Origin of the sequence: Streptomyces sp. NPDC049687 (genome assembly GCF_044465285.1) — a bacterium.
Taxonomy (GTDB): Bacteria; Actinomycetota; Actinomycetes; order Streptomycetales; family Streptomycetaceae; genus Streptomyces.
The window spans coordinates 466,281-480,279 of sequence record NZ_JBITLN010000008.1 but is presented as its reverse complement, the minus strand read 5'-3'; the positions used below and the strand labels follow the sequence as shown (position 1 = coordinate 480,279).

14 protein-coding genes are annotated in these 13,999 nt (G+C 72.0%); 1 reads left to right on the top strand and 13 read right to left on the bottom strand.

The genetic code is table 11. From position 1 onward, the window contains the following. Complete coding sequence (locus tag ACIBVL_RS26225) at window positions 1–702, top strand: TetR/AcrR family transcriptional regulator (protein ID WP_399100346.1); 702 nt, start codon at window positions 1–3, stop codon at window positions 700–702. Between the two features lie 89 nt (window positions 703–791). Here the strand turns inward: ACIBVL_RS26225 and ACIBVL_RS26220 are convergent, their stop codons facing one another. The 13 genes from ACIBVL_RS26220 to ACIBVL_RS26160 form a co-directional block, all read right to left on the bottom strand. Continuing rightward, a complete protein-coding gene (locus ACIBVL_RS26220; protein ID WP_399100344.1) occupies window positions 792–1,934 on the bottom strand; it encodes a CaiB/BaiF CoA transferase family protein in 1,143 nt (380 codons plus the stop codon). 11 nt (window positions 1,935–1,945) lie between these two features. Then, on the bottom strand, window positions 1,946–3,181 hold the full coding sequence (locus ACIBVL_RS26215) for an NAD(P)/FAD-dependent oxidoreductase (protein WP_399100342.1): 1,236 nt from the start codon (window positions 3,179–3,181) through the stop codon (window positions 1,946–1,948). After that, window positions 3,181–3,372 (bottom strand): ferredoxin, encoded by a 192-nt coding sequence (locus tag ACIBVL_RS26210; protein WP_059210178.1) that lies wholly within the window; start codon window positions 3,370–3,372, stop codon window positions 3,181–3,183. The genes ACIBVL_RS26215 and ACIBVL_RS26210 overlap by 1 nt, the downstream gene beginning before the upstream one ends. Beyond that, complete coding sequence (locus ACIBVL_RS26205) at window positions 3,372–4,703, bottom strand: phytoene desaturase family protein (protein ID WP_399100339.1); 1,332 nt, start codon at window positions 4,701–4,703, stop codon at window positions 3,372–3,374. The genes ACIBVL_RS26210 and ACIBVL_RS26205 overlap by 1 nt, the downstream gene beginning before the upstream one ends. A gap of 50 nt (window positions 4,704–4,753) precedes the next feature. Then, on the bottom strand, window positions 4,754–5,617 hold the full coding sequence (locus ACIBVL_RS26200; RefSeq protein WP_399100337.1) for an SDR family NAD(P)-dependent oxidoreductase: 864 nt from the start codon (window positions 5,615–5,617) through the stop codon (window positions 4,754–4,756). Between the two features lie 32 nt (window positions 5,618–5,649). Continuing rightward, the gene (locus ACIBVL_RS26195) at window positions 5,650–6,816 is read right to left on the bottom strand and encodes an acyl-CoA dehydrogenase family protein (protein ID WP_399100334.1); all 1,167 of its coding nucleotides are present in this window, start codon (window positions 6,814–6,816) and stop codon (window positions 5,650–5,652) included. A gap of 2 nt (window positions 6,817–6,818) precedes the next feature. Then, window positions 6,819–8,015, bottom strand: a complete 1,197-nt coding sequence (locus ACIBVL_RS26190) for an enoyl-CoA hydratase-related protein (protein ID WP_399100332.1) — start codon at window positions 8,013–8,015, stop codon at window positions 6,819–6,821. Window positions 8,016–8,094: 79 nt separating this feature from the next. Then, window positions 8,095–9,288, bottom strand: a complete 1,194-nt coding sequence (locus ACIBVL_RS26185; RefSeq protein ID WP_399100330.1) for an acetyl-CoA acetyltransferase — start codon at window positions 9,286–9,288, stop codon at window positions 8,095–8,097. Then, complete coding sequence (locus ACIBVL_RS26180) at window positions 9,285–10,751, bottom strand: OB-fold domain-containing protein (protein ID WP_399100328.1); 1,467 nt, start codon at window positions 10,749–10,751, stop codon at window positions 9,285–9,287. The genes ACIBVL_RS26185 and ACIBVL_RS26180 overlap by 4 nt, the downstream gene beginning before the upstream one ends. Before the next feature lie 5 nt (window positions 10,752–10,756). Further along, window positions 10,757–11,974, bottom strand: a complete 1,218-nt coding sequence (locus ACIBVL_RS26175) for an acetyl-CoA C-acetyltransferase (RefSeq protein ID WP_399100326.1) — start codon at window positions 11,972–11,974, stop codon at window positions 10,757–10,759. After that, window positions 11,971–13,233, bottom strand: a complete 1,263-nt coding sequence (locus tag ACIBVL_RS26170; protein WP_399100323.1) for an acetyl-CoA hydrolase/transferase family protein — start codon at window positions 13,231–13,233, stop codon at window positions 11,971–11,973. The genes ACIBVL_RS26175 and ACIBVL_RS26170 overlap by 4 nt, the downstream gene beginning before the upstream one ends. A gap of 11 nt (window positions 13,234–13,244) precedes the next feature. Next, entirely contained in the window at window positions 13,245–13,466 is a 222-nt protein-coding gene (locus ACIBVL_RS26165) for a hypothetical protein (RefSeq protein ID WP_177262142.1), read from the bottom strand. Between the two features lie 11 nt (window positions 13,467–13,477). After that, on the bottom strand, window positions 13,478–13,996 hold the full coding sequence (locus tag ACIBVL_RS26160) for an aromatic-ring-hydroxylating dioxygenase subunit beta (protein WP_399100321.1): 519 nt from the start codon (window positions 13,994–13,996) through the stop codon (window positions 13,478–13,480). Window positions 13,997–13,999 lie beyond the last annotated feature (3 nt).

The following is a 13,999-nucleotide window of genomic DNA, read 5'->3' as shown; positions in this document are numbered from 1 at the left end:
GTGCCTAGAAAATCCGCGGGTAAGCCGCCGGCCGATCCATCCGACTCCAAGTCGGCGCGCACGCGCGAACGCATCCTGGACGCGGCGGCCCACGTCCTCAGCCGCAAGGGCTACGCCGGAACACGGCTGAGTGACGTGGCGGAGCAGGCGGAGATCCAGGCTCCCGCCATCTACTACTACTTCTCCTCCCGGGAAGTACTGATCGAAGAGGTCATGTGGGTCGGTGTGGCCCGCCTGCGGGAGCATGTGGCGGAGGCGCTCGAAGCGCTCCCGCCGGACACCACCCCCATGGACCGCATCGACACCGCCGTGGAGGAACACCTGCGCTATCAGCTGGCCATCTCCGACTTCGCCACCGCCGCGATCCGCAACGCGGGCCAGGTCCCCGAGGACATCCGCACCCGGCAGCTCGCCGAGGAGCGCAAGTACGGGGACATCTGGCGCACGCTCCTTCACGACGCCCAGAAGGCGGGTGAACTCCGCGCCGACCTCGAACCCCGGGCCGCCCGCATGCTGGTCCTGGGCGCCCTGAACTGGGCGAACGAGTGGTGGAATCCCCGCCAGGGCTCGCTGGACGTCGTGGTACGCACCGCGAAATCCCTGGTGCGGCACGGCCTGGAAGTGCCCACCGCGCAGGAACAGGGCGGCGCGCGGCCGTCACGCGGTTCCCGGGGTCGGCGGACGGCCACGTCCGCGGGCTGAACAGCCTGAGAGGCACATGCAGGGGCCTCAGGGACTTCCCCGCTTCAGAGGTAATCTAATGTGCATTAGAGAATTACCGTGCCGAAGGGTCAGGCCTGTACGGCGGCGCCCGACGCCAGCAAGCCCTCGGCGTCCTCGACCTCCCACGACTTGAGGACGTCGGCGGTGTGCCGGCCCGGCACCGGCGGGGGCGGTCCGAGAGCGGTGGGCGTCGCCGAGAAGCGGGGTGCGGGCGCCGGTTGGAGGACGCCGTCGCGTTCCACCAGTGTGCCGCGGGCCCTGATGTGCGGGTGGTCCGACGCCTCCCGCAGGCTCAGTACCGGCGCCACGCACGCGTCCGACGCGGAGAACGCCTCGGCCCATTCGCCCTGGGTACGGCTCGCGAACGCCGCCGCGAGGCGCTCGCGCAGCCGCGGCCAACGGGTGCGGTCGTGCTGGGCGGCGGGGTCCTCGTCGAGTCCGAGAACGGCGAGCAGTTCCGCGTAGAACTTCGGCTCCAGGGCGCCGACCGCCATGTGACGGCCGTCGGAGGTCTCGTACACCGCGTAGAACGGCGCTCCGCCGTCCAGGAGGTTCACGCCGCGCTCGTCCTGCCACGTTCCGGTCGCCAGCAGCATGTGGGTGCCGGCGAGCAGATGGGCCGTGCCGTCCACGATGGCGGCGTCCACGACCTGCCCCCGGCCGGTGCGCTCGGCCTCACGCAGGGCGGCCAGGACTCCGATGACGAGGTACGTCCCGCCGCCTCCGAAGTCGCCGACGAGATTGAGCGGGATCTGCGGCGGGCCGCCGGCGCTGCCGACGGCGTGCAGGGCTCCCGTCAGGGCGATGTATCCGATGTCGTGACCGGCCAGTCGGGCCAGCGGCCCGTCCTGGCCCCAGCCGGTCATACGGCCGTAGACCAGGCTCGGATTCCTGGCGAGGCAGTCGTCGGGGCCGAGACCGAGTCGCTCGGCGACTCCGGGGCGGTACCCCTCGATGAGGACGTCGGCCCGGGCCGCCATGTCCAGTACGGCCCGCACGGCGTCCGGTCGCTTCAGGTCGAGCAGGACCGACTTCTTCCCCCGGTTGAGGACGTCCACGTGCTCGAAGCCCGGGAACAGCCCGCTGCCGCCGGGGCGGTCGACCCGGACCACCTCGGCGCCCAGGTCCGCCAGGGTCATGCCCGCGAACGGGCCCGGGCCGATGCCCGCGAGTTCCAGCACCCTGCATCCCGACAGCGGGCCCTCTGCCATCTTCTTCCCTCTCATACGTCGGCGGTCTGCCGGGACCTGCGCCTCGACCGGGCGAACGCGAGCCCTTCCTCCCACGAGGCGCCCCGGGCGACGAGTCGCCGGTATTTCATGATCTCGGTGGGCCTGTTGACGGCCAGGGCCCCCACCAGCCGGTCACCCGCGCGGTACAGGGCGAGGCACTGGTGGTCGCGCTCGATGTCGCCGTCGGTTACGGCGATCTCCTCCGCGTCGGGGACGCCGACGAACTGGATACGGGTGTCGTACTGGTCGGACCAGAAGTACGGCACTGTCACGTAGGCTTTCGCCGCCCGGGGGTTCAGGGCGTTGCGGGCGGCGAGGGCCCCCTGTTCGGCCGCGCTGGTCCAGTGCTCCAGGCGCATGGGCCGGTCGAAGACGGGGTTGTGCCAGCGGGCGACATCGCCCGCCGCGTACACGCCTTCGGCTCCGGTGGAGAGCGTCTCGTCGCAGACCACGCCGTCGTCCAGGGTCAGGCCGGAACCCACCAGCCAGTCGGTGGCGGGTACCGCACCGGTGCCGACGACGACAAGGTCGGCGTCGAGCACCCTCCCGTCGGAGAGCCGGACCCTTTCGACCCGGCCCGCCCCCTCCAGCGCGGTGACGCTCAGCCCGCACCGCAGATCGGTGCCGTGGCGCCGGTGCAGGGAGGCGAGAGCGCCTCCCATGGCCTGGCCGACAGCACGTACCAGCGGCGTCGCCTGTGCCTCGACCACGACGACGTCCAGCCCGCGTTTCCTGGCGGCGGCCGCGGTCTCGGCGCCGATGAAACCGGCGCCGATCACCACGGTCCGCGCCCCGGCATCGAGGGCACGTCGGACGGCGGCCGCGTCGTCCAGGGTGCGCAGCGTGTGAACGCCTGCCAGACCCTCGGTGCCGGGCAGCCGGCGGGCGATCGCGCCGGTGGCGATGACCAGGGCGTCGTAGCCGATGGGCCGCTCGCCGACGACGACCGTGCGGGCCGCGGTGTCCAGGCACGTGGCGGGGGCGCCGAGCAGGAGTTCCGCGCCGAGGTCGGTGCGGAGCATCTCCTCGGTGCGGAAGGTCGGCGGGGCCCCGTCCGCACCGTTCGCGTCGAGGAACTGCTTGGAGAGCGGAGGCCGGTCGTACGGGAGGTGCGGCTCGGCCCCGACGAGGGTGATCCGCCCCTCGAAGCCGCCTTTGCGTGCGGCCTCGACGGCCCGGAGCCCGGCCAGGGACGCGCCGACGACGACCAGCCGGCGGGTCCCCATCAGGGCTCCAGCCGGAGGGCCTCGGTCGGGCAGCCCGCGATGGCTTCCTCGACGTCGGAAAGGGTCCCCGGGGGGACGGTCTGCGTCTTCAGCACGAGTTCGCCCTCGTCGTTCACTTCGAACACGTCGGGTGCCAGGGACTCGCAGATGCCCAGACCCGTGCACTTGGAACGGTCAACGGTGATCTTCATCAGTGCTCCCTCGGGGCTCCGGTCGGCTCGGCCGCGACGCCGACCGGGTGGTGTCGCAGGATCTGTTCGACGACGAGCTTCGCGGTCTCCGCGCAGGCCGTGGTGCCGCCGTTGGCGTACTCCTTGACCGCGTCGCCGACGTTCCAGAGGTTGGGAACGGGAGTGGTGTTCGGGAGGTCGAAGCCCGCCACGGCACGTTGCGGGGGCCAGCCGTCGCGGGTGACGACGGTGGACAGGATCCGGGCGCGGTCGAAACCCGGGATCTGGTCGCGGAGATCGGCCATGAGCAGCTCGGTCTCGGCCGCCTCGTCGAAGTCGCCGACAGCCGGCTGCGGGACGGCCGTGCCCACGTAGAGGTGCCAGCCCTCCGGCGCCATCTCCGGGCAGGTCGCGGTGAAGTTGGCGACGTAGCACATGCGGCGGGTGCTGGCGAAACTGAGCAGGCCCGGGGCCTCGACCAGGCGCTCCCGGCTGGCGAAGTTGACCGAGATCATCGCGCAGGGCCGGTCGCCGCGCCGTACCGAGGTCAGGTACTCCTCGGAGAAGTGCTCCTCGCCGGCGAGTGCCACGGTGGCGCTCGGCCCCACGTCGCTGACCGCGAACCGGCAAGCGATGTCGGTGTCCTGGCCGTCGCGGGCGACGACGGCGCCGGTGACCCGGCCGGCGTCCACCGTCAGCCTGCGCACCTCGCTGTCCAGCCAGACCTCACCGCCGCCGGCGGTGACCACGTCGGCGAGCGCGCGCCAGATCCCGATGGTGCCGTCGGGACAGAACCCGAACTTCTTGAAGGCGCTCTTGCGGGTGAAGTAGGTGAGGAAGACGCGGGCGGGCAGTTCCTCGGAACTCACCGCGAAGACCGATCCGCACATGTTGCGGAAGACACCGTGCACGGATTCGTTCTTGGTGTAGCGGCGGATCCAGTCGGCGGTGGACAGTTCGGCGTCGGGCAGGCCGCTGTCCTCGCGCGCGGCACCGAGGCCGCCGAGGAGCTTGGCGCCCTGGCGGGTGAGCTTGGACAGCAGCATGCCCCAGCCGCCGCCGGTCACGTCGATGTCCTTGCCGCCGATGCGGTACAGGATGGGCGGGTTGGCCCGGCGGACGTCGAACTTGGCGCCGACCTCCTGGAAGGTCTGCTCGGTGATGCCGCCCACCTCGATGACGATGGCCCCGTTGTTGACCTTGAAGCCGTCGATGTCGTGGGTGGAGGCGCGCCCGCCCACCCGGTCGAGGCGTTCCACCACGAGGGTGCGGTAACCGTGGTGGGTCAGGCGGGCGGCGGTGAACAGGCCGCCCGCGCCGGCGCCGATGACCAGGGCGTCGAAGGATTTCACGAAGGCTGTCTCCTTTCCGGGCTCGGGTTTCCGGGCTCGGGTTTCCGGGCTCAGGCCAGCGGATTGGTGCCGACGGCGGCGCCGTCCATGTCGGTGATGTCGGACCAGCGGTCGGCGATGTCCCGCAGGCTCGGGGTGCCGGTGAAGGTCACCCCCTTGGAGGCGAAGTACGCGACCCGCTGGACGCGGTCGCCTCCCGCGATCAGCACCGTGCCGGTATCGGTGCATTCGTCGGTCAGCAGATGGGCGACGACGGGTGCCACGAACTCGGCCGGCAGCCGCTCCAGGAGCTCGGCGGGGGCGGCGTCCTCACTCATCCGGGTCCTGGCCAGCGGTGCGACCGCGTTGGCGAGGATGTTGTACTTGCGTCCCTCGACGGCGAGCGTGTTGACCAGGCCGACCAGGCCGAGCTTGGCGGCGCCGTAGTTGGCCTGTCCGAAGTTGCCGTACAGCCCGGAGGTGGAGGTGGCCATGACCACCCGGCCGTGTCCCTGCTCGCGGAAGTGCGGCCAGGCGGCGCGGGTGACGTGGTACCCGCCGAAGAGGTGCACGCGCTGCACGGCCTCCCACTGGTCCACCGTCATCTTCGCGAAGGAGGCGTCCCGCAGGATGCCCGCGTTGTTGACCACGCCGTGCACGGCCCCGTACTCCCGCAGGGCGGTGCCGATCACACCGGTGGCGCCCTCCTCGGTGGCCACGCTGTCGTAGCTGGCGACCGCCTGGCCGCCCGCGGCCCGGATCTCGGCGACGACGGCGTCGGCCATCGCGTTGCCCGATCCGGTGCCGTCCCGCGCGCCACCGAGGTCGTTGACGACGACTCGGGCGCCGTGCCGGGCCAACAGCAGCGCGTACTCGCGCCCCAGCCCGCCGCCCGCGCCGGTCACCACGACGACCCGGTCCTGTACTCCTGCCATGTGGGTACTCCTCGTTGCTCGGATGGGGGGGATCAGTACGAGTTCGGCAGGCCGAGGCTGTGCTGGGCCACGAAGTTGAGCACCATCTCCCGGCTGACCGGGGCGGTGCGCAGCATGCGGGCGACGAACCACAGGTCGGCCAGGCCGTACTCGCGGGACAGGCCGTTGCCGCCATGGGTCTGGATCGCCTGGTCGAGGGCCTTGAGAGAGGCTTCGGCGGCGGTGAACTTCGCGATGTTGGCCGCTGCCGCGGCGTCCTGTCCGGCGTCGAACAGCTCCGCGCTGCGGGCGGTGGCGAGCCGGGCGAGCTCGACCCCGATGTGCGCTTCGGCGAGGGGGTGGGAGATGCCCTGATGAGCTCCGATCGGAGCGGACCACACCGTGCGTTCGCGGGCGTAGTCGCGGGCCTTACCCACCGCGTAGCGGCCGATGCCGTTGCTGAGCGCCGAGGCGGTGATGCGCTCGGGGTTGAGGCCGGCGAAGACCTGCCGCAGGCCCTTGCCGCGCTCCCCGATCAGGGCGTCGCCGGTCACCTGGACGTCGTCGAAGAACAGGGTGAACTGTTTGTCCGGGCAGACCAGTTCGGTCTCGATGGGCTGGAACTGCAGGCCGGGCGAGTCGACGGGAACCACGAACAGGGACAGCGGGCTGCGTCCGGACGCCGAGGGGGCGAGATCGCCGTCCCGGGTGACGACGAGCACGGCGTCCGCCTCGTTCAGGGCGGAAATGAAGTACTTGGAGCCCGAGATGCGCCAACCCTCGCCGTCGGAGCGCGCGGTGGTGGTGATGGCATGGCTGTTGGATCCGGCGTCCGGCTCGGTGATGGCGAACGCCATCCTCCGGCGACCCGTGGCGATGTCCGGGAGCCAGGCCCGCTTCATCTCCGGCGAGGCGTGGGCAGCGAGGATCGAGCCGCAGATGGCGGGCGAGATGACGCTGCTGAGGATCGGCATGCCATGCGCCGACAACTCCTCGAGGACCACGACGAGTTCGGCGAGACCCGCGCCCCCGCCCCCGTACTCCTCGGGAAGGTGGACGCCCAGCAGCCCGGCCTCCCCCAGTTCGCTCCACAGCTCCTCCACGCCCGCGCCCGTCCGGGCACGTTCGCTGTAGTACGCGTGCCCGTAGCGGGCGGCGATCTTGGCGGTGCTCTCCCGGATCAGCCGATGTTCGTCGCTGTCCGTGATCAGTGCTGTCATCGCTACCGTCCCTGGAACGTGGGCTTGCGCTTGTCGATGAAGGCGGCGACGGCCGCCGAGACGTCCGATGTCCGGGCGGTGCGGGCGACCGCCTCCCCCTCGGCCGCCAACTGCTCGGCCAGCGTGGCCGACCAGGTTTCGCGCAGCAGCCGGCGGATCTCGCCATGGGCGCGGGTGGGACCGCCGGCCAGTCGCCGGGCGACCGCGAGGGCCTCGTCGGCCAGTTCACCGGCCGGCAGCACGCGTGTCGCCAGGCCCCATTCGACGGCCTCGTGAGCGTCGAGCACCCGTTGTTCGAAGTAGAACTCGGCTGCCCGGCGGGGTCCCACGAGCCTCGGCAGGAACCAGGAGTTGCCACCGTCACCGGACAGCCCGAGCGCCGTGAACCCGGAGGCGAACTTGGTGCCCTCGGCGGCCAGCACGATGTCGGCGCAGTACAGCAGCCCCAGCCCGCCGCCCGCGACCGCGCCGTGCGCGGCGCACACGATCGGCGCGTCGAGCGTGCTGAGCAGACGAAGCGCCTCGTGGTACGGCGAGATCATCCTGCGCAACGTGCCGGGCAGCCCGGCGCCGGCGTTGCCCGCGAAGTAGGCGATGTCGCCGCCCACGGTGAAGGCGGGACCGTCGCCCGTGATCAGTACCGCCCGCACGTCCGGATCGGCGGCCAGGCGCTGGGCGACCTCGTACAGGTCGTCGGCCATGGCCTGGTCGAGGGCGTTGCGGGCGTGCGGGCGGTCGAGCCGGAGCTCGGCGAGTCCGTCGGTGACGCGGAAATCCACGGTCGACAGGGCCCGGCCGGTCCCCAGGGCCTCGGACCAGCGTGCGCTGTCCGTCAGTTGGACGAGGCCGGTGATCCGCTCACCCTCGAAGCTCAGGAGGTGGGAGAACTCCGCGTCGAGCTTGCCGCCGCCTTGTCTCGCCTCGCCCACGTACCGGCCGGTGACCAGCAGGTCGCCGTCTTCGAGGTGGCGGAAACCGGCGGGTTCCGCCCGGGCGTCGTAGCTCCTGGCGATCCGGCCCCAGAACCCGCGGCGCATGGCGTCGCTTCCGGTGTACGTCCCGCCCAGGCCCAGCGGGAGTCCCTCGGTGGTCCGGCCCTCGAACGCGGGATGCAGGATCCGGTCGAGCCGCTCGCGGTCTCCGTGGGCCAGTGCCCGGTAGAGCTCGGCCGCCACCGCCTCTTTCTCATCGTGTCGCACGCTCACAGCCTCCAGTTTTGAATCTAATATAAATAAAATTCCGACTCCGGGTCAACGCCCCTTCGCCGGGCGGGACCGGTCACCCCGGGTCGGGACCCACGACCGAGACGAACGAGACACATCCGCCCGGCCGCCCGCCCAGGTTGTGGGTGAGGCCGAGACGCGGATCCGTCAGCTGGCGCTCGCCCGCTTCACCGCGGAACTGCAGCCAGCACTCGTACAGCATCCGCAGGCCGCTCGCCCCGACGGGATGACCGAAGGACTTCAGCCCGCCGTCGGGGTTCACGGGCAGCCGGCCGTCCAGCTCGAAGGCCCCGTCCAGGACGTCCTTCCACGCCTGGCCGCGCTCGGCGAACCCCAGGTCCTCCATCAGCACCACCTCGGTCGGGGTGAAGCAGTCGTGCACCTCGGCGAGCGATATCTGCGTGCCCGGGTCGGTGACACCCGCCTGCCGGTAGGCGTCGGCGGCGGCGTGGACCACCTCCGGGAAGGTGGTGTAGTCGTAGCCGGGGTCCATGGCTCCCCTGACGGCCCCCGCGACCAGGGACAGCCCCTTCACGTACATCGGCCGGTCCGTGTAGCGCAGGGCGTCCTCGGCCCGGACGATCAGGGCGCAGGCGGCGCCGTCGGAAACCCCGGAACAGTCGAAGACCCCGAGCCGTCCGGCCACCAGCGGCGCCCGCTCGATCGTCTCCTTGGCGACCACGGAGCGGAACTGGGCCTTGGGGTTGCGGGCGCCGTTGGCGTGGTTCTTCCACGCGACGTGCGTCATCGCCTCCCGCATCGCGGCCGGCTCCACCCCGTACCGCGCGCAGTACGCCGGATCGAGCAGGGAGAAGGCGGCCGGCGCGGTCAGTGACAGCTCGGGCGCCGTGCCGTCGCCCGGCGGGTCGGAGCGCAGCAGCCCGGAGAAGCCGGAGTCCTTCAGCTTCTCCACGCCGACGGCCATCACCCGGTCGTACGCCCCGGAGGCGACCGCGTAGCAGGCGTTGCGGAAGGCCTCCGATCCGGTGGCGCAGTAGTTCTCGACCCGGGTGACGGGCTTGTGGTCCAGGGCCAGTGGGCGGCTGAGCGCAAGGCCGGACTGTCCGGAGCCGAGGGTGCCCAGCCAGTAGGCGTCCACGTCATCGGCCGCCAGGGCCGGGGTCCCGTCGAAGCACTCCTGGGTCGCGTCGAGGAGCAGGTCGTCCGCCGAACGCTCCCAGTGCTCGCCGAAGGAGGTGCACCCCATGCCGACGACCGCGACCCTGTCGCGGATCCCGTTGCTGCTCATGCCGTGCCCTCCCGCTCACTCGTGCCCGCCGCGGCGGAGGCCGTCGTACCGGCCGTCGCACGAGCCGTCGTCCCGGCCGTCGTACGGGCCTTCCAGAAGTAGTTGTGCACGCCACCCGCGGTGTGCAGCCGCCGGAAGACCGGCTCGACCCGTACACCCACGTCGAGTTCATCGGCCACTGTGTCGGCGATCTCCAGCGTGCAACGCCCGCCGCCGTCGAAGTCGACCACCGCGTCGATCAGCGGGGGCGAGGGCGAGTGGGCGAGCCGGTCGACGGTGTACGTCGCCACCGTGCCGGTCGTCCCGGCCAGCGGCACGGCCGCCATCGCGTCCACCGCGCCGCAGTCCTTGCACACACGGGCGGGCGGCAGGTGGACGAAGCCGCAGTTCTCACAGCGGCTGCCGGTGAACCCGAACTTCCACCTCTCCCCGCGTGCTGAGGGCGGTCCTGCCGGCCGATCCGGTTCGGGCCTGCGCGGCGGCTCCCGCTCCAGCCACCCGCGCCAGGTCAGATACGTCGGGTACGGGACGGGGCGGCCCTCGGCGAGTTGCCGGGCGAGGGGGTCGTGTTGCCTGGCGGAGGGGAGGCGGTCGGTGGTCCGCAGCAGGAGGGCGTCGCAGCCGTCGGCGGCGGAGAGCAGCAGGATGGTCTCGTCGGCGCCGGCGCGGTCGAGGACGTCGGCCAGGGCGAGCCCGGCGTCGGCCGCTCCGGAATGCCCGAGGGGTGAGCCGCTCGCCGACAGGCGTGCGGGGAAGACCTTGGGGGCGCGCTTGCGGACGGCCGCGTTCGGCGAGACGAGCAGCACGTGGTCGGGCTGTCCGGTGCCGGCGGCTTTCAGAGCGCGCTGTCCGGTGTCCTCGATCCGCGGCAGGTAGCGTTCCAGGCCGAACCGTTCCTCCCACTGCTCGCCGGACGGGCTCCCCGGGGTGCGCCAGCGGTCGAGGAACTCGGCGGTGGCCGAGGTGTGGGCGAGGATCTCGGCGACCGCGGCGTCCGCCGAGCCGAAGAGGAAGGCCGCCGCGCCGTCTCCCCCGTCCCGCTCGTCGGCCGAGCCGGGGCGCCCGGTGCGGACGTCGGACAGTACGGCGAGACCGCCGTCGAGTCCGGCGGCGCGCAGCGCGGCGATCCCGGAGCGCGCGGAGCCTGCCAGGTCCGCCGCGAAGGTGTCGCGCGGCAGGCCGAGTGCGGCGTGCAGGGCGCAGGCGTTGGTCTTGTCGAGGTAGGCGGGAGAGGTGGTCGCGAAGTACAGCGACGCCGGTGCGGGCGGGGCGGACCGCAGGCGGCGGGCGGCTTCGACGCCCATGGTGGTGCTGTCCTCGTCGAAGGAGGCGGCGACACGGGCGCCGCGGCCCGCCCGGATACCGAGGGCGGTGCCCAGTTCGTCGCGCATGACGCGGTGCCGGGGAAGGTAGGTGGCGTAGGAGACGATGCCGTAGGGGCCGCGGGTCAGGGTGGTCGTCATGGTGGTCACGCCGCCTCGAAGATCGCGGCCATGCCCTGGCCGCCGCCGATGCACATGGTCTCGAGGGCGTATCTGCCGCCGCGGCGCCGCAGTTCGTGCAGCATGGTGGCGAGGATGCGTACCCCTGTGGCGGCGATGGGGTGGCCGAGCGAGATGCCGGAGCCGTTGACGTTGAGCCGGTCGTCGTCCTCGTCGTACTTGAATCCCCATCCCTTGAGGACGGCGAGCACCTGGCAGGCGAACGCCTCGTTCAGCTCGACGAGGTCGAGGTCGTCGAAGCCCAGCCCGGTCCGGGCGAACAGTTTGGCGACCGCCGGCACCGGGCCGATGCCCATGACCGAGGGCTCGCATCCGGCCGCCGCCCAGCCGCGCAGGAAACCCATGGGTTCCAGGCCGAGTTCGCCGAGCTTGTCCTCGGCGACGACGAGACACGCCGCGGCGGCGTCGTTCTGCTGGCTGGAGTTGCCCGCGGTGACGGTGCCGTCGGGCATCAACGGACGCAGTCCGGCGAGGATCTCTTCGGTGGTGCCGGGGCGGATGCCCTCGTCCCGGTGGCACGACAGGGGGTCCCCGGGTCGCCGGCGAGGGAGGTCGACCGGCACGATCTCGTCGGCGAAGCGTCCGGCGTCCCGCGCTTCGGCGGCCCGCCGGTGACTGCGGGCCGCGTACGCGTCGGCCTCCTCGCGGGTGATGGCGTAGCGCTCGGCGAGGTTCTCGGCCGTCTCGATCATTCCGCTGATCGGGCCGAACCGCTCCTGCGGCTGCGAGCGTTCCCGGCCCCGGTCGAGGCGGTCGTAGAGCTGTACGGTGCCGGAGCGGCTGCCCCAGCGGACGTCCGGGGAGTAGTGCTCGATGTTGCTCATGCTCTCCGCGCCGCCCGCCAGGACCACGTCGGCGGCTCCGGTCTGGACCGTCATCGCGGCGGTGACCACGGCCTGGAGTCCGCCGCCGCAGCGCCGGTCGAGCTGGAAGCCGGGCACCTCGACGGGCAGACCGGCCCGGAGGGCGGCCCAGCGGCCGATGCACGGGGCCTCGGAGTTGGCGTACGACTGGGCGAAGACGACGTCGTCGATACGGTGCGGGTCGACCCCGGAGCGCTCGACCACGGCCTTGATGACGATGGCGGCCAGGTCGTGCGCGGGTACGGGGCGCAGGGTGCCGCCGAAGGTGCCGACGGGGGTACGCAGCGGTGTGACGATCGCGGCGCGGCGCAGGGCTGTCATGCCGGGGCTCCTTGCTCTTCGAGCGCGGCTTCGAGCGCCGCTCGGTGGTCGGGGTGGGCGATGGCGAGCATGCGTTCACGGCGTACGCTCAGCGGCTGTCCGCGCAGGTCGGCGACGCCGTACTCGGTGACGAAGAGTCCCGCGTCGCTGCGGGACGTGCTGACCGGGCCGGACAGCCGGGCCACGATGCGGCTGGCGGTACCGGCGGTGGAGGGCAGGGCGATGACGGGCAGGCCTCCCGGTGACTGGGCGGCTCCGCGCAGGAAGTCGCCGGCGCCGCCGACCGCACCGACGTAACTCCCCCTGGCCAGCTCGGAGTTGACCTGGCCGGAGACGTCCACCTCGATGGCCGAGTTGATGGCGACCAGCCGGTGCTGGGCGGCCAGCGTCCGCGGGTCGTGGGTGTAGGCGGTGTCGCGCAACTGGATCGCGGGGTTGCGGTGGGCGTAGCGGAACAACCGCCGGGTGCCCATCAGCAGGCCGCCGACCGAGCGGCCCCGGTCGAGCGTCTTACGGGCGCCCGTCACCACTCCCGCCTCGATCAGGTCCATGGCCGCGTCGTTGATCAGGCCGGAGTGGATGCCCAGGTCACGGCGGTCCGTCAGCAGCCCGAGCACGGCCTCCGGAAGCCCTCCGACGCCGAACTGGAGCGTGACCCCGTCCTCCACCAGGCCGGCCACGCGGGCCGCCACTTGTGCGGTGACGCCGTCGGACGCGGCGGGCCGGACCTCGGCGGGCGGGCGGGACGTGTGGATCACGACGTCGATGTCGGCGGCACCCAGGGTGCGGGAGCCACAGGTCTGCGGGACCTGGTCGTTGACCTCGGCGATCACCACCCGCGCGGTGTGCAGGGCCGCGCTCAGGTAGTCGTCGGCCAGCCCCGGGCTGTGCCGGCCGTGCTCGTCCGCCGGAGGGAGCTGGATGAGCACCACGTCGGCGCGGACGGGGCCCGTGGTGAGCAGACCGGGGAGGCTGGAATAGGGGGCGGGGAGCACGTCCAGCTTCCCGGCCCGGTGCAGGGCCCGGTTGCCGCCGCTGCCGGTGTAGGAGACGAAGGAGACCATGTCCGCGTGGTCCGGCCGCACGGTGTCGGTGGCCGGGATCCCGAGGAAGCATCTGAAGGGCCCGATCCCGGCGCGCTGACGCATCAGCCGCTCGGTCAGGGTCCGCGGCTCGGCGCACGCCTGGCCCCAGGCGACGGTGTCGCCCGCCCGGACGTAGTGGGACAGGTCGAGTTCGTCGGGTGCGATGACATCCATGTGCCGGCCCGTCAGCTGCCGGCGTCTTCGCGCCAGCGGTCCGCCGAGGGGTCGAGCAGCCTGGACAGGTGTCCGTCGGGGAGCCACACCAGGGCTTCCAGTTCGAGCGCGTCCAGGTGTCTGACCCGCCCGGTGCGCCGGTCCTCCAGCCGGAGCCGGGGACCGTTGGCGGTGGTGTCCACGCTCACCGCGACCTCGGCGAACTCGCTGCCCACGATCTCGTTCCCGTTCATCGGTGCCGCCCTCAGATCAGGAAGGACAGGGTGGGCAGCGCACGGTCGTGGTCGACCAGGACGACCTTCTTGTACGCCAGCCGCAGCCGCCCCTCGACGAGACGCAGCCGGTACGTGGTACGCCCGGACCAGATCTCCTTGCCGCGTTCGCGGGACTCGACCAGCACGAAGTTGGCGCCGACGGTCAGGTCTCCGGGCTCCCCGCCCGGACCGGCGTCGTCGTCGAGGATCTCCACGTTGGAGACGATCCGGCGCAGGTGGGAGGGGGGTGACTGGGCGTACCGCTTGCCGGTCCTGAGCTGCCCCAGCCGGGTGGCGATACGACTGCGGTTGTCGCTGATCACCGACATCTGCTGTACGGGGTCACCGTCCGGGGCGCCCGCGGGCACCCAGTAGAGGGCGTCGTCGGTCCACAGCGCCTCCCACGCGTCGTAGTCGTGCTCGTCCGCGTAACGGGCCTCGCGGTACAGGAACTGCTCCACCTGGCGCAGGTCGAGGGCAGAGTCGTCAGTGGTTGCCGGTGCGGTCACTTC

Excerpts from the sequence above, each read along its gene's own strand:
- ACIBVL_RS26180 (WP_399100328.1), bottom strand. The coding sequence starts at position 10,751 with ATGACGACCACCCTGACCCGCGGCCCCTACGGCATCGTCTCCTACGCC.
- ACIBVL_RS26170 (WP_399100323.1), bottom strand. The coding sequence starts at position 13,233 with ATGGATGTCATCGCACCCGACGAACTCGACCTGTCCCACTACGTCCGG.
- ACIBVL_RS26215 (WP_399100342.1), bottom strand. The coding sequence starts at position 3,181 with ATGGGGACCCGCCGGCTGGTCGTCGTCGGCGCGTCCCTGGCCGGGCTC.
- ACIBVL_RS26210 (WP_059210178.1), bottom strand. The coding sequence starts at position 3,372 with ATGAAGATCACCGTTGACCGTTCCAAGTGCACGGGTCTGGGCATCTGC.
- ACIBVL_RS26175 (WP_399100326.1), bottom strand. The coding sequence starts at position 11,974 with ATGACAGCCCTGCGCCGCGCCGCGATCGTCACACCGCTGCGTACCCCC.
- ACIBVL_RS26165 (WP_177262142.1), bottom strand. The coding sequence starts at position 13,466 with ATGAACGGGAACGAGATCGTGGGCAGCGAGTTCGCCGAGGTCGCGGTG.
- ACIBVL_RS26220 (WP_399100344.1), bottom strand. The coding sequence starts at position 1,934 with ATGGCAGAGGGCCCGCTGTCGGGATGCAGGGTGCTGGAACTCGCGGGC.
- ACIBVL_RS26200 (WP_399100337.1), bottom strand. The coding sequence starts at position 5,617 with ATGGCAGGAGTACAGGACCGGGTCGTCGTGGTGACCGGCGCGGGCGGC.
- ACIBVL_RS26195 (WP_399100334.1), bottom strand. The coding sequence starts at position 6,816 with ATGACAGCACTGATCACGGACAGCGACGAACATCGGCTGATCCGGGAG.
- ACIBVL_RS26185 (WP_399100330.1), bottom strand. The coding sequence starts at position 9,288 with ATGAGCAGCAACGGGATCCGCGACAGGGTCGCGGTCGTCGGCATGGGG.